This is a genomic window from Collinsella sp. LCP19S3_A7 (assembly GCF_052121995.1).
Taxonomy (GTDB): domain Bacteria; phylum Actinomycetota; class Coriobacteriia; order Coriobacteriales; family Coriobacteriaceae; genus Collinsella.
In genome coordinates, this window is sequence record NZ_JBQKDE010000022.1 from 1 (window position 1) to 14,294 (window position 14,294).

11 protein-coding genes are annotated in these 14,294 nt (G+C 60.2%); 3 read left to right on the forward strand and 8 right to left on the reverse strand.

Going from position 1 to position 14,294, the window contains the following annotated elements; all coding sequences use genetic code 11:
• Nucleotides 1-231: 231 nt before the first annotated feature.
• Nucleotides 232-3,009 (reverse strand): isoleucine--tRNA ligase, encoded by a 2,778-nt coding sequence (gene ileS, locus ACTQV3_RS08510; RefSeq protein ID WP_441536191.1) that lies wholly within the window; start codon nt 3,007-3,009, stop codon nt 232-234.
• A 510-nt stretch (nt 3,010-3,519) separates the two neighbouring features.
• Here ileS and ACTQV3_RS08515 point away from each other — a divergent pair.
• Nucleotides 3,520-4,608 carry an iron-containing alcohol dehydrogenase family protein gene (locus ACTQV3_RS08515; RefSeq protein ID WP_441536189.1) on the forward strand — a complete coding sequence of 363 codons (1,089 nt, stop codon included), beginning with the start codon at nt 3,520-3,522 and terminating at the stop codon, nt 4,606-4,608.
• A 130-nt stretch (nt 4,609-4,738) separates the two neighbouring features.
• Here the strand turns inward: ACTQV3_RS08515 and ACTQV3_RS08520 are convergent, their stop codons facing one another.
• Together ACTQV3_RS08520 and ftsH are read right to left on the reverse strand one after the other, a co-directional pair.
• The gene (locus tag ACTQV3_RS08520; protein WP_441536187.1) at nt 4,739-5,191 is read right to left on the reverse strand and encodes a DUF523 domain-containing protein; all 453 of its coding nucleotides are present in this window, start codon (nt 5,189-5,191) and stop codon (nt 4,739-4,741) included.
• Nucleotides 5,192-5,266: 75 nt separating this feature from the next.
• Nucleotides 5,267-7,159: an ATP-dependent zinc metalloprotease FtsH gene (ftsH, locus tag ACTQV3_RS08525; RefSeq protein WP_195838531.1), complete on the reverse strand. Its 1,893-nt coding sequence runs from the start codon at nt 7,157-7,159 to the stop codon at nt 5,267-5,269.
• Nucleotides 7,160-7,251: 92 nt separating this feature from the next.
• On the opposite strand from ftsH, the gene ACTQV3_RS08530 reads away from it, so the two are divergent.
• Complete coding sequence (locus ACTQV3_RS08530) at nt 7,252-7,737, forward strand: cob(I)yrinic acid a,c-diamide adenosyltransferase (RefSeq protein ID WP_441083342.1); 486 nt, start codon at nt 7,252-7,254, stop codon at nt 7,735-7,737.
• Nucleotides 7,738-7,822: 85 nt separating this feature from the next.
• On the opposite strand, the gene ACTQV3_RS08535 is transcribed toward ACTQV3_RS08530, so the two are convergent.
• The 4 genes from ACTQV3_RS08535 to thyA form a co-directional block, all read right to left on the reverse strand.
• Nucleotides 7,823-9,172 carry an MATE family efflux transporter gene (locus ACTQV3_RS08535; protein WP_427794670.1) on the reverse strand — a complete coding sequence of 450 codons (1,350 nt, stop codon included), beginning with the start codon at nt 9,170-9,172 and terminating at the stop codon, nt 7,823-7,825.
• Between the two features lie 125 nt (nt 9,173-9,297).
• Complete coding sequence (locus ACTQV3_RS08540) at nt 9,298-10,212, reverse strand: TrmH family RNA methyltransferase (protein ID WP_441536184.1); 915 nt, start codon at nt 10,210-10,212, stop codon at nt 9,298-9,300.
• Nucleotides 10,213-10,321: 109 nt separating this feature from the next.
• On the reverse strand, nt 10,322-10,840 hold the full coding sequence (locus tag ACTQV3_RS08545) for a dihydrofolate reductase (RefSeq protein WP_427795855.1): 519 nt from the start codon (nt 10,838-10,840) through the stop codon (nt 10,322-10,324).
• 9 nt (nt 10,841-10,849) lie between these two features.
• A complete protein-coding gene (gene thyA, locus ACTQV3_RS08550) occupies nt 10,850-11,698 on the reverse strand; it encodes a thymidylate synthase (RefSeq protein WP_154515464.1) in 849 nt (282 codons plus the stop codon).
• A gap of 216 nt (nt 11,699-11,914) precedes the next feature.
• Between thyA and ACTQV3_RS08555 the strand changes: the two genes are divergently transcribed.
• The gene (locus ACTQV3_RS08555; protein WP_154515461.1) at nt 11,915-12,679 is read left to right on the forward strand and encodes a NifB/NifX family molybdenum-iron cluster-binding protein; all 765 of its coding nucleotides are present in this window, start codon (nt 11,915-11,917) and stop codon (nt 12,677-12,679) included.
• 116 nt (nt 12,680-12,795) lie between these two features.
• Here ACTQV3_RS08555 and ffh read toward each other — a convergent pair whose 3' ends face one another.
• Nucleotides 12,796-14,289 carry a signal recognition particle protein gene (gene ffh, locus ACTQV3_RS08560; RefSeq protein ID WP_441041149.1) on the reverse strand — a complete coding sequence of 498 codons (1,494 nt, stop codon included), beginning with the start codon at nt 14,287-14,289 and terminating at the stop codon, nt 12,796-12,798.
• Nucleotides 14,290-14,294: the final 5 nt, after the last annotated feature.

Below are 14,294 nucleotides of genomic sequence, written 5' to 3' on the forward strand. Positions count from 1 at the left end.
GGGACGGGTTCAACGGCAGGCCCCGCCGACCGATTGCAAGCGGTCGGCGGGGCCATTGTGGCTCTTGACAGCGGATTGGGTCATATGAGCGAAAACCCGCCAGAGCGAGCAAGGTGCCTTGAAGCAAGGCGGCATAGACCTTCTGGTCATGCCGCCGAAGTTGAAAGGCAGATTGCCGCTCTGGCGGGTTTGCAGCGTCAATCTGTTAGGCGGTTTGGTAAAACCGCGTAACTACAAGGCATTCGCGCAGCGCTTGCAGATATGCGCGTGACCGTTGTACTCGCCGACGGTGGTGCGATAGTTCCAGCAACGGTCGCAGCACTCGCCCTCGGCGGCCTCAATAGCGACGGAAAGCTCCTCGCCCCGGGTTAGCTCAACATCGGAGACGATGTAGAACTCGGCCAGATCGACGGCCTTGTCGCCGGTCAGCAGCGCATACATCTCGGCGGGAACGACCGCCTTGACGCGGACCTGCTGGCTCTTGGTGAAGGTGCCGGCGGAGCGGGCATCCTCAAGGGCCTTGGTCACAGCGCTACGGAGCTCGAGCGAGGCCTCGAGCACGCCCTCGAACTCATTGGCCTCGTCGACCGTGATGGGCGACTTGTACCAATCGAGCAGCGCGGCGTACTTCTGGTGATCGACGCAGCCGGCGGGCGCATAGGCCATGGCCTCGTCGACCGTGTAGGACAGGATCGGCTGCAGGTCGCGCATGAGCATCGAGAAGAGCTCAGCCAGCACGGTCTGGGCGCTGCGGCGCTCGAGCGAGCCGGGCTTGTCGCAGTACAGACGGTCCTTCAGGGCGTCGAGGTACACGTTGGAAAGCTCGGTAACCACAAAGTCGTAGAGCGCACGGTAGGCGCGCGGGAACTCGTAGCTGGCGTAGGCGTCGTCGACCTCGGCCTGGACCTGGGTCAGACGGGCAACCATGAGCTTGTCGAGCGGCAGCAGGTCGGCAAAGGCGACGCCGTCGGTCTCGGGCTCAAACTGACCCTCGAGCTCGGAGAGCAGGAAGCGCAGCGTGTTGCGGAAACGACGGTAGGCATCGGACGTACGAGCAAGGATCTCGTGGTCGATGGAGACGTCGGAGCTGGTATCGACCGAGGCGACCCACAGGCGGATGATATCGGCACCCATCTCGTCGCAGACCTTGTTGGGGTCGATGACGTTGCCGAGCGACTTGGACATCTTGCGGCCCTGACCATCGAGCGTGAAGCCCTGCGAGACGACCGCCTTGTACGGAGCGTGGCCGTTGGCACCCACCGAGGTGAGCAACGAGCTCTGGAACCAGCCGCGGTGCTGGTCGGAGCCCTCGAGGTACACATCCGCCGGGTACTCAAGCTCGGGGCGATACTCGCAGACGGCCTTCCAGGACACGCCGGAGTCCCACCACACGTCGAGGATGTCCTTATCGGCCTTGAGGTGATGGCCGCCGCACTTGGGGCAGACGCAGGCCTCGCCCAGGTAGCTCTCGGGAGCGTCGGTGAACCAGGCGTCGGAGCCCTTCTCGTGGAAGAGCTTGATGACGGCGTCGAGCGTGGCGTCGTTCATGACCTTCTCGCCGCAGTCGGCGCAGGTGTAGCTGGGGATAGGCACGCCCCAGTTGCGCTGACGGCTGATGCACCAGTCGGGACGCTGCTCGACCATGGCACCGATGCGGTTGGCCGCGTGAGCCGGATACCACTTGACGTTCTCGCGGATCTCTTTGCCAGCCTGCTCGCGCAAACCGGTCTTGTCCATCGAGACAAACCACTGGTCGGTAGCACGGAAGAGCACCGGGTGCTTGCAGCGCCAGCAGTGCGGATAGCTGTGCGTGATCTTCTTCTCGAGGACCAGGGTGCCGCGCTCGCGCAGGAACTCGATGATGTGCGGATTGGCCCCGTCGGTATCCATACCGCTGAAGGGGCCACCGGTACCAAACTCCTCGCCGGTGTAGAACTTACCGTCGTCATCGACCGGCATGCAGATATCGGTGATGCCCTCCTTGAGGCAGGCGAAGTAGTCGTCGACGCCGTGGCCGGGCGAGTTGTGGACGATACCGGTACCGTCATCGACGCCGACGTAATCGGCCAGCAGTGCCACGCCCTCGACACCGTCAAAGATCGGCTGCTTGTAGTGGATGTGGTGGAAGGTCTCAGCGGGAACCACATAGGGCTTACCGTCGACCATGACCGGGGTGTACTCCCAGCCAAACTCCTCACAGCACTTGGGAGCCAGGTCCTCGAGCATGACCTCGGCACGGCCATCGTGCTCAACGGCAACATAGGCGGCGCCGGGCTTAAGGGAAACGGCCTGGTCGGAGGGGATGGTCCACGGCGTGGTCGTCCAGATGATGAAGTCAACCGGGCCGTCGAAGTTCTCGAGACCGGCAGGCTTAGTGGTCATCTCAAAGCGCACGAAGATGGACGGGCTCGTCTCGTCGGAGTACTCGATCTCGGCCTCGGCCAGCGCGGTGTGGCAGTGCTTGCACCAGTGGACGGGCTTATGACCGCGATAGATCATGCCCTTGTCGAACATGGCCTTGAAGACCTCGATGTCGGCGGCGTCATGCTGGTGATAGAGCGTCAGATACGGGTTGTCCCAGTCGCCAAGCACGCCCAGGCGACGGAAGCCGGCCTTCTGCAGCTCGATGTTCTCGACAGCGAACTTATTGCAAAGCTCGCGGATCTTAGCCGTGGAGGTCTGGTTGAACTTCTCGGTGCCGAGCTTCTCCTCGACCTTGTGCTCAATCGGCTGACCGTGGCAGTCCCAACCGGGGACATAGGGAACCTCGTAGCCCTGCATCATCCAGTAACGGTTGATCATGTCCTTAGAGATCTTGTTCATGGCGTGGCCGATGTGGATCGGGCCGTTGGCATACGGAGGGCCGTCGTGCAGCACGAACTTCTTGTGACCCTTGTTCTTCTTTAGAACTTGCTCGTAGACCTTGTTGTCCTGCCAGTCCTTGAGTCGCTTGGGCTCGGACTTGGAAAGACCGGCACGCATGGGAAAACCGGTCTTGGGCAGATTCATCGTCTGCTTGTACTCGTTTGCCACGGTACCCCTTTCTTGTCATGGGCGCGCACGCCCTCTGGGCACCAAAAAAGCGCCCGTCCCTGCAAGCTGGGACGAAGCGCCACAAGACAGGCAGTCTGCCCGTAAAAGCTCTTCGCTTAACCACCCAGCTTAGATGCCCTCGCCCGCGTCGCCGCGCGCTCGCATCCGTTACTCGGCTGGCCTGTATCGACGACCATCTCGGCGATATCTACTAAGACGTGCCTGCGCGGCACGTCCGTTGGGACCGCAGCTCCGGGGTGATTTTCATCGGTCGCATGCACGGGTTCTCAGCGCTCCCCGCTCTCTGTAGCATGCGGACGGCCGACTACTCGTCCCCATCAACGCTTATGCGGAGTATGCTAGCACGTTCCGCGCCGACGAAAAACCCTCAACACTGGTTTTATACGTTCGAAATTTCTCACGGCTGTGGACCTTCTCTAGGAGCAAAATACCTGAAAGCACTTTATCGAACGAAAGAAGGTTGCTATGCGCACGATCGGAATGAGCGACTATACCGTCGGCGAGGACTGCTTCGACGAGCTGCCCGGCGCGCTGGCCGAATACGGAGCGACCAAGGTCGCAATCATCGGTGGCAAGCGAGCACTGGCTGCAGCACTTCCCGGTATCGAAGCCGCGCTGGCAGGCACCGGCGTCGAGGTTCTGGAGACGCGCGTCTACGGCACCAACAGCACACGCGCCAATATCGCCAAGGTCGTAAACTCCCCCGCCTGCCAGGAAGCCGACGTGCTTATCGCCTGCGGCGGGGGCAAGGCACTCGACACCGTGAAGACCGCAGCTATCGAGCTCAAGAAGATCGTCTTTACGGTGCCGACGATCTGCTCCAACTGCTCCGCCGCTACCGCCATTGCCGTTGTCTACAACGACGACGGCTCGCTCGAGGGCTATTCGTACCCCAACCGACCGGCGCACATCTTCATCAACCCCAAGATCATCGCCGAGGCGCCAGCGGAGTACTTCTGGGCCGGCGTGGGCGATGCCCTGTCCAAGCAGCCCGAGGTCGAGTACGCCACGAGCGCCGGAAATTTGGAGCACACCGCCGGTCTTGGCCTGGCACTCGCCCACACCTGCTCCGAGCCGCTGTTTACCTATGGCGTCCAGGGTCTTGAGGACGTGCGCCAGGACCTGTCGAGCGAGGCCGTCAAGCAGATCGCGCTCGACATCGTGGTCAACACGGGATATGTCTCGAACCTGACCAACCAGAACGATTACTACTACAACTCGAGCGTCGCACACGCGTTCTACAACGCCACTTGCAGCGTTCCGCGTGAGGGCACCTACCTGCACGGCGAGGTCGTAAGCCTGGGCGTGCTCGTGTTGTTCGCCTACACGGGCGACACCGAGAACCTTGAGCGCTATGCCGCCTTTAACAAGCAGATGGGCCTGCCCGTGACGCTTGAGCAGGTCGGGCTTTCCGAGGCCGATATCCCTGCCCTGTGCGAGTACGCGCACGCCACCAACGAGTGGAAGCAGGGTAACCCCGAGCCCTTCACCGACGAGAAGTTCGCCGCCGCCATCAAGGCAGCCAACGCCTACGGCCACACCCTCCTCGCCTAACCTACCAAAAAGGGACAGGTTTATTTTGGCAGGTTTTATCTGGGCAAACGCCATTGAACATCTGTTGAAATTGTTTAGCTTGCCATTAAAGGGGGCGACCATCTACTCGATGGCCGCCCCCATTCTTTTGCTATTCCAACATGCTCGGGTCAAATTCACTTGCGGGAATCACACGGTACCCCTGGCGCAGGAGCAGGTCGACGAAGACACCGTTGCCCGCAGTGAGCGTGCCGCTAAAGGTGCCATCGTAGACGCGGTCTACACCACACGAAGGGCTGCGGTCCTGTAAGATACACGCGGCGATCTCTTCCGGCCCGCCCGCCTGCTCGCACATGTCGAGAGCACGCTCGGCACCCAGGCGAAACTCACGATCGACCGAGGCGCCCTCGCAGGTACGGACTTCGCCGTTCACAATTTCGGACGGCTTGCGCGGCGTGGACAGACCGCCAAAAACCTCTGGGCACACGAGGAGCACCTCGGTTCCCGTGCGCTCGCAAGCCTCGACCAGCTCGCGATGGTAATTATCGAGCCCGTTATACTTGCAGCTCTCGCCCATCAAGCAGGCACTTACCACGATCTTCATATACAACCCTTCCCAAGCAAAACGACCCATTTGAGGTGGAAACTCAAATGGGGCGAAAGCACTGCGCAACTAGTATTACTGCTGCTTTGGCATCAGCGGATTCTCACGCGTGAGGAGATTCATAAACTCCTCGCCCGTGATCGTCTCCTTCTTGTACAGATAACGAGCCAGCTCGTGGAGCTTAAACTTGTTCTCCTTCAGGATCTGCAGGGCGCGGTCGTGCGCATCCTCGATCAGCTTGGCGACAATCGCGTCCACGCGCTCGGCCGTACCGGGGGCGCAGGTGAGCGACGTATCCTGGTTAAGGTACGCGTTCTGCACGGTACCGAGCGCCATCATGCCAAACTCATCGGACATACCAAAGCGCGTCACCATGTTACGGGCAAGCTTGGTGGCCTGCTCGATATCGTTGGCGGCGCCGGTCGTCATCTCGCCAAAGATGAGCTCCTCGGCTGCACGGCCACCGCAATAGACGGCGAGCTTGTCCAGGATCTCCTGGCGCGTGGTCAGGAAGCGCTCGTCCTCCTCGACCTGCATGGTGTAGCCCAGAGCACCGCTCGTGCGCGGCACGATGGTGATCTTCGTGACCGGCGCAGAGCCCTTCTGGCGAGCGGCAACGATGGCATGACCGATCTCGTGATAAGAAACGACCTGCTTCTCGTGGTCGGACAGCACCGTGGACTTGCGCTGCTGACCGGCGATGACGACCTCCACCGACTCCTCAAAGTCGTCCTGCGTGGCGCGTTTGCGACCCTCGCGGACGGCACGCAGGGCGCCCTCGTTGATGATGTTGGCCAAGTCGGCGCCCGAGGCACCGGGCGTGGCGCGGGCAATCGCGGTCAGGTCGATCGGCGGCTGCGTCTTCACGCTCTTGGCGTGCAGCTCAAGAATGTTCTTACGGCCGGTCAGGTCGGGCAGCTCAACGGGGATGCGGCGATCAAAACGACCGGGGCGCAACAGGGCCGGGTCAAGGCTGTCGGGACGGTTGGTGGCAGCGAGGACGACGATACCCTTGTGGTTATCGAAGCCGTCCATCTCGGTCAGCAGCTGGTTGAGCGTCTGCTCGCGCTCGTCGTTACCACTAAAGCCGCCGCCGTCACGCTTCTTGCCGATGGTATCGATCTCATCGATAAAGACGATGCACGGGGCCTTTTCCTTGGCCTGCTTAAACAGATCGCGAACCTTGGCGGCGCCGCGGCCGACGAACATCTCGACAAACTCAGAGCCCGAAATACTAAAGAACGGCACACCCGCCTCGCCGGCCACAGCCTTGGCAAGCAGGGTTTTACCGGTACCCGGAGGGCCGACAAGGAGGGCACCGCGCGGCAGCTTGGCGCCAATCTCCTCGTAGCGCTGCGGCTTCTCCAGAAAGTCGACGACCTCCTTGAGGGACTCCTTGGCCTCTTCCTGGCCAGCGACATCCTTAAAGGTCACGCCCACGTCCTTGGAGGCAATCACGCGCGCACCGGACTTGCCCAGTCCACCGCCGCCAAAACCGCCGCCGCCAAAGTTCATCGACGGGCCGTCATCACCCATGGCCTTCTTCATGCGGCGGTTGAGCCACCAGCCGATCAGGAAGAAAATCGCCATGGGAAGAATGAGGGTGAGCAGGTAGTAAGTCATCAGACCCGAGTTCTTATCGGGAACGACCGACTCAAGCGAGGCGCCAGATTCAAGCACGCGATCGGTAAAGCCCGCATCATTCGGCACGCCGGTCGTCTTGTAGGCGATGTTCTCGTCCTCGCCCTTCTTGGTGTAATAAATCGAGTAATCGTCCGTGTTGTACTCGACCTTATCGACGCTCTTCTTGTCGAGCGCTTTGACAAACGTCGAGTAATCGGTCTTCGTAATCTGCTGCGTGTGACCGATGTTGGGGAACAGAACGGTCGAGAGCACGAGGTAGACGACGAAGGCGATGAGCACGTAGAGGATCATATTCCGTCTACGTTTGTTGTCATCCATCTCCATCTGCTTGAACTCCATCTACTGGGGTTGATAATGCTAACTAGAATACCCAACCCGGCCGGCGATAAACCGACACCGGGCACGAAAGGACAGAGATGGCATCACTGGAAGTCGGCAAGGTTCAAATCTATACGGGCGACGGCAAGGGCAAGACGACGGCTGCGCTGGGGCTCGCGCTGCGCGCCACGGGCTATGGACTTAACGTGCTCATGCTTCAGTTTGCCAAGAAGCTTCACTGCGCCGAACATGACGCAGCTCCTCGATTGGGGCTTTGCATCGTACAAGCCGACCGCGAAACGCCCGAAGCCTGTGCCGCACAGATCATGGAGCTGGCGCGCGAGCAGATTAGCCAAGTCGACGTGCTGATCTTGGATGAGCTGGGAGAAGCCATGCGACGGGGCTTTGTGACGCGCGAAGATGTCGAAGCGTTGATCGCTATGAAACCAACCACCACGGAGCTCGTGCTCACTGGCCGCGGCTTGCTGCCCCTCGCCGACCTTGCCGACCTCGTAACCGAAATGCGCCCCGTCAAACACTACTTCGACGAAGGCCTCCTAGCCCGCCAAGGCATCGAATACTAATTGATCCAAAGGGGACGGAGGAAAACGAATCATCGACATCACCACGGAGAGCAATGATCCGTTTTCCTCTGTCTCATACGGATCATTAGGCAGTAGCGCGGCCTAGCCAGTTGCCGCTGTGGTGGTAGATGGTGAACATCGCGGCCGTGATGAGCCAGGTTACGGGGTAAACCAGCAGCAGGAGCTCAAGCGACGGATCGAAAGGCATGATCGCAAACACCCAGATCACCCTGAGCACGACGGTGCCGAAAATCGTGAGAATCATGGGCTGCAAGCTCACGCCGGCACCGCGAATGGAGCCCGACGCGTTTTCGATAATCGAGAAAATCGCATAGAACGGCGCAATAAAATGGATGATGGTCGTGGTGTAGGCCGAGATCGAAGCATCGTCGACAAACAGACGCGACAGAGGACCCGAGAACACCAGCAGCACGGCAGACAGGCCACCAATGAGCATAAACGACAGCACGAGCGACGTATGGTAGCCCTTGCGCATGCGCTCGTAGTTGCGCGCGCCAAAGTTCTGTGCCGAGAACGTGGTGATCGACACGCCAAGCGCCTCGGTAACCATCCAGACAATGCCATCTAAGCGGCCCGAAAGACCCCAAGCCGTGGTGACATCGGCGCCAAACGAGTTGACCGACACCTGAATCAAGACGTTGGAAATCGAATACGCAGCAGACTGAAAGCCAAGCGGCAGACCACACGAGATCATGCTCTTGCAAATACCAGGATCAATGCCGAGTTTGGACAGTGAAAGCCGCCACGCACCCGGTGCGTGCATCATGCGAATCACGATCATCGTGGCGTTGGAGCAAATGGTCAGCGCCACCGCGATGCCGCAGCCCAAAGCCTCCATATGCAGCACGGCAACAAAAATGATATCCAGTACCACGTTAACGAGGCAGCCGGAAGCGATGATCACGGCAGGTCCACGCGTGTCGCCCACGGCGCGCAGCAGTGCCGTTCCCATATTGAGCAGCAGCGCCGCAACCATGGCGGCAAAATAGCAACGAGCATAGGCCACACCCTCGGCCAATAGTTCATGCGGCGTATTCATAAGCACCAGCATGGGCTCAACGAACACTATGCCCAAAATCGAGACGACGATACCGCCCACCAGAGCGAGCGTCATGGCCGTATGGACCGAACGACTCAGTCGCTCATCATCGTGCTGGCCAAAATACTGACCCGTAATAACAGCACATCCAGCACCCACACCGACGCAAAAACCGATGCAGAGCTCCGTGAGCACCATCGTGGCCTGGATGCCGCCCAACGCGAGCTTTCCGCCAAACTGACCGACGATATAGGTACCGATAAGTGTGTAGGCCTGCTGAAAAAACGAACTAAAAAAGATGGGAACGCACAACGAAAGCAACTGCTGCCAAATAACACCCTGTGTTACATCGATAGCCGTAGATTTCTTAGCCACACGCCCTCCCCACCAGCGCACGTCAAACAACAAAACGTCAATTTAAGACCAAAGCCAGCACCAGCTTAGCACCGACCGGCATCAACCGAAACACCCGGACTCAGAGCCCGGTGCAAAATATCTGCCTAGTGATACAGTCCCGGCTGGTAGTGATACTCGTTGCTCACGTGCGGACACAACTGCCAAAAAGCGACAGCACTCGCCGCGGCCACGTTGAGCGAATCGACCCCATGCGCCATCGGAATACGCACAGCCCAGTCACAGCCCGCGATGGTCTTGGCGCCCAGGCCGGCGCCCTCGGTGCCCATAAAGATCGCCAACCGGTCAATCTCCCGCAACGCGGGATCGTCCAACGACACCGAATCATCCGTCAATGCCATGGCGGCACACGAAAAGCCGGCATCGTGCAGCGCCGCCAGCCCATCATGCGGCCATACGCGCGCCTCGCTGCCAATGCGCGTCCAGGGCACCTGGAACACCGTGCCCATGCTCACGCGGGCCGAGCGGCGGTACAGCGGGTCACAGCAAGTGGGGCTCACCAAAATGCCATCGACATTCAACGCTGCCGCCGAGCGGAAAATCGCACCCACATTAGTATGGTCGACAATACCCTCGAGCACGCACACGCGCACCGGGCGCTCACCCGCCACCTCGACGACGCCGCCCAAGAACTCATCAACCGGAATCTGACGCGGGCGACGGAACGCCGCGAGCGCACCGCGCGTCACGTTAAAGCCCGTCAACTGCTCCATGAGCTCCATGGAGGCCACGAACACAGGAACCGGACCTGCGCCCTCGCGTACAACCAGACGCTCGAACAGCGGCATCATCTGATCGAGCCAGCGCTCACCCAAAAGAAAGCTCACCGGCTCGTATCCGGCACGCACCGCACGCTCGATGACCTTGGCGCTCTCGGCGATAAAGATGCCCTTTTGCGGCTCCAGCACGCAGCGCAGCTCGCGCTCAGTCAGTCGCACGTAGGCGTCGAGCCGCTCATCATTAAGGGAATCGATTCGCAGCACCTCAACGGCATCAGTCATAGCAGCCAGCCCGTACCCTTCTTTACAGCACATCTATACCAAACGAGGCGACGCTAAGCGCCGCCCCATGCATTCAATCAACCCGATGATACCGTTCACGCCAGACGATTTAAGCATCAACACGACGATATGTCACGAACTCATAATCGAGGCCTTCGTCACCCTCGCCCGCGGCAATCGTGGCAACCCCGTCGCGCCGCGCAACTTCCCACGCAGGATCGACATCCAAATTGGGAAAGTACGTGTCCACGGCATGGGTGCAATGGTTGTGCGTGACCTCGGCCTCCACGCAGTACGGCAAAAACTGCCGATACACCTCGCCGCCACCGATCACCCAGGCAACGGGCTCATCGGCCACGGCGGCCAAGGCCTCGTCGATACTATGCACCACGTCGACGCCCTCGGGGGCAAAGCCCTCGTCGCGGGTGAGCACAATGTTGCGACGGTTCTTAAGCGGACGCCCGCCGGGAAAACTCAGCAGGGTCTTGCGTCCCATAATGACCGGGCAACCCTTGGTGCACGCCACAAAATGGCGCATGTCGGCACGGTTGGACACGACCATGTCGCCCTCGCACCCAATGCCCCAGTCATCGCACACGGCGACAATGGCAGAAAGCTTACACGTCATGCGCGTCACCTACACCGCAATGGGGATGTTCTTGACCTGCGGGCCGTGCTCATAGCCCTCAACGATCAAGTCGTCGGTCGTAAACGCGTAGAAATCATGCACATCGGGGTTGAGCGTTACCTTAGGAGCCGCAAACTGCGGACGCTCGATAAGCTCGCGGACGATATCGACATGACGGTCGTAAATATGGGCATCGGCGATCACATGCAGCAACTCGCCAGCGATCATATCGACCGACTGCGCGACCATCATCAGCAAAATGGCGTACTGGCACACATTCCAGTTGTTCGCGGCCAAAATGTCCTGGCTGCGCTGGTTAAGAATCATGTTGAGTGTTGGCTTGTCGTCCTGCGGGCGCTGCGTGACGTTATAGGTCACGCTGTAGGCGCACGGATACAGGTGCATCTCGGACAGGTCGCTAAACACGTACGTATTGGTCATGATGCGGCGGCTGTACGGCGTGTGCTTAAGGTCGTACAGCACGCGGTCCATCTGGTCAAAGTCACCCTCGGCATAATGGCTCTTCTGCCCAATCTGGTACCCGTAGGCCTTGCCGATGGAGCCGGTCTCGTCGGCCCACTCATCCCAAATATGGCTGTTGAGGTCATGCACGTTATTGGACTTCTTTTGATAGATCCATAGAATCTCGTCCATGGCAGATTTGAGGGCCGTACGACGCAGGGTAAGCGCCGGAAACTCCTCACGCAGGTCGTAGCGTGCCGTAACGCCAAAGTTTTTAATGGTATAGGCAGGGGTGCCGTCCTCCCACACCGGACGAACCTTTTGGCCCTCGGTAGTGGTGCCATGGTCCAGAATATCGCGGCACATGGCTACAAACTGTTGATCAGCTTTGCTCATTGACCCTCCTGTCAGTCGCCTATAAGCGATTTTTATTGTAGCCCAGGCGCGCAGCATCGAATTGCACACTTGGGGCGGCACACGCAATGCACGGCAGTACGGCACCGCATTCGTAAATGCTGCACCTTTAGCTTTTTTGACATATGCCAAAAATAGCTTGAGCGGTTTCGTATACGCGCTATCCTATTGTTGACATATGTCAGATTTGGAGAGTGTATGGCAGGAAGACGCGAAAAATTGCGCCGTGTTGGGATCATTCCCGAATATCGCGGCTTTACCCCTGACGGCCTTGCCAGCGGAGACGCCATCGACATGACGGTCGACGAACTCGAAGTCCTACGGCTTTGCGACCTGGAAGGCCTCAATCAGGAGGCCGTCGCCCAGCAAATGGGCATCGCCCGTGCCACCGTGGCGGCCATCTGCAGCCGCGCGCATCGCAAGGTGGCAAACGCGCTGGTCAACGGGCGAGCACTTAGTATCGAGGGCGGCAATATCGCATACTCCCCTACACCTACGACGACGGCCATATGGCCAGCAAAGGAGGTCGGCACCATGAGGGTGGCAACGACGTACGACAACGGCAACATCTTTATGCACTTTGGCCGCAGTGAGCAGTTCAAAATCTATGACATCCAGGATGGCAAGGTGCTCAACGAGCAGGTCGTAGGCACCGGCGGCACTGGTCACGGCGCCCTAGCGGGTCTGCTCGCCAACGGTGGCGTCGATACGCTCATCTGCGGCGGTATCGGCGGCGGCGCCATCAACGCGCTCACCCAGGCAGGCATCACGGTCTATGCGGGCGCCCAGGGCAGCTGCGACGCCTGCGTCGAGGCCCTCATTGCCGGCACGCTCGCGCAGACCGGCGAGGCCACCTGCGACTGCCATGGGCACGAGCACGAGCACGCCCACGAGCATGGCGAGTCCTGCGGCTGCCACGGCCACCACGACCATGATGGGCACGAGGGCTGTGGCTGCCACTAGTGGCAAGCACCTCAACGCCAACACGCTTCCGCGCGTGAGAAACCCTGCGAACGAACGGCGAAGGCCGCCTGGAGTACCATCCAGGCGGCCTTCGCCATACTCGACTCAACCAGTCGTTACTTTTTATTACGCATCTGCGCTTCCATCTGGCGCAGCAGGTCCATATCGGACTTGGGACCACCTGTTCCCATGCCACCCAGGCCACCCAGGCCGCCCATGCTGCCCAGGCCCATGGCATCCAGACCGGGAATATTGGGCATGCGCATCTTTTTGCCTTTTTTACCCTTCTTGCCCTTCTTGCCGCCGGCTTGCGCCTGGTTTGCCATCGAGCGCATGCGGCCCATCATCTTGTTCATCTCGCCCCACTGCTTCATAAGGCTATTGACCTCGGTGGGGGTCACGCCGGCACCCTTGGCGATGCGGGCGCGACGCTGGCCGTTGATGATGGAAGGACGCAGGCGCTCCTCCTTGGTCATCGACATGATGATGGCCTCGTTCTTGTCGAAGATACCCTCATCCAGGTTGCCGCCCATCTGGTTGAGCGCGCGCTGGCCGCCGGGAAGCATGCCCAGAATGCCCTTCATACCGCCCATCTTCTTGACGGCCTTCATCTGGTCGAGCATGTCGTTCATGGTAAAGCCCTCGCGCAGCATGCGCTCGGCAGCCTCGAGCTGCTCGGCATCGGCTGCCTCCTGGGCTTTCTCGATAATGCCGACGACGTCGCCCATGCCCAAGATGCGCTTGGCCATGCGATCGGGATAGAACGGCTCCAGCGAATCGGGCTTCTCGCCCATGCTCACGAACTTGATGGGCTTGCCGGTCACCTGGCGCACCGAAAGCGCGCCGCCGCCACGGGCATCGCCGTCGAGCTTGGAGATGATCACGCCGTCAAAGTCGGTGCGCTCGGCGAAGGTCGAGACAACGTTGACGATATCCTGGCCGGTCATGGCATCGACGACCATCAGCACCTGATCGGGCTTGACGGCCTTCTTGATGTCCACGGCCTCCTGCATCATCTGCTCGTCGATCTGCAGACGACCGGCGGTATCGACGATGACCACATCGCGCAGGTGGTCGACGGCCTCCTGGATGGCGCCCTTGGCAATATCGACCGGGTGCTCGCCGTCACCGCGGAAGACCGGCACGCCGATCTCTCCACCAAGCGTGGCCAGCTGGTCGGCAGCGGCGGGACGGTAGACGTCGCACGCGGCGAGCAGCGGCGAGCGGCCCTGCTTCTTGAGCAGGTATGCCAGCTTTACAGCCGCCGTGGTCTTACCGGAGCCCTGCAGGCCCACGAGCATAATGACGTTGGGAATGCGGTTGCTAAAGACGAGCTTGCTCTCGGTGGAGCCGAGCATCTCGGTGAGCTCGTCGAGCACGATCTTGACGACGTTTTGCGCCGGCGTCAGCGATTCCATGACCTCGGCGGTCATGCAGCGCTCCTTGGTCTTGGCGACAAACTCCTTGACGACCTTAAAGTTGACGTCGGCCTCGAGCAGCGCCATGCGAATGTCGCGCATGGCCGAGGTGATATCGGCCTCGGTCAGCTTGCCCTTGCCGCGTAGGCGGTCAAATGTGTCGTTGAGGCGATCGCTCAGAGAATCAAACACTGGTC

Bases quoted from the DNA above. Each gene is read 5' to 3' on its own strand.
- ACTQV3_RS08555 (WP_154515461.1), top strand. From the start codon at position 11,915: ATGGCAGGAAGACGCGAAAAATTGCGCCGTGTTGGGATCATTCCCGAA.
- ACTQV3_RS08530 (WP_441083342.1), top strand. From the start codon at position 7,252: ATGGCATCACTGGAAGTCGGCAAGGTTCAAATCTATACGGGCGACGGC.
- thyA (WP_154515464.1), bottom strand. From the start codon at position 11,698: ATGAGCAAAGCTGATCAACAGTTTGTAGCCATGTGCCGCGATATTCTG.
- ACTQV3_RS08540 (WP_441536184.1), bottom strand. From the start codon at position 10,212: ATGACTGATGCCGTTGAGGTGCTGCGAATCGATTCCCTTAATGATGAG.
- ftsH (WP_195838531.1), bottom strand. From the start codon at position 7,159: ATGGAGATGGATGACAACAAACGTAGACGGAATATGATCCTCTACGTG.
- ACTQV3_RS08545 (WP_427795855.1), bottom strand. From the start codon at position 10,840: ATGACGTGTAAGCTTTCTGCCATTGTCGCCGTGTGCGATGACTGGGGC.
- ACTQV3_RS08515 (WP_441536189.1), top strand. From the start codon at position 3,520: ATGCGCACGATCGGAATGAGCGACTATACCGTCGGCGAGGACTGCTTC.
- ileS (WP_441536191.1), bottom strand. From the start codon at position 3,009: ATGAATCTGCCCAAGACCGGTTTTCCCATGCGTGCCGGTCTTTCCAAG.
- ACTQV3_RS08520 (WP_441536187.1), bottom strand. From the start codon at position 5,191: ATGAAGATCGTGGTAAGTGCCTGCTTGATGGGCGAGAGCTGCAAGTAT.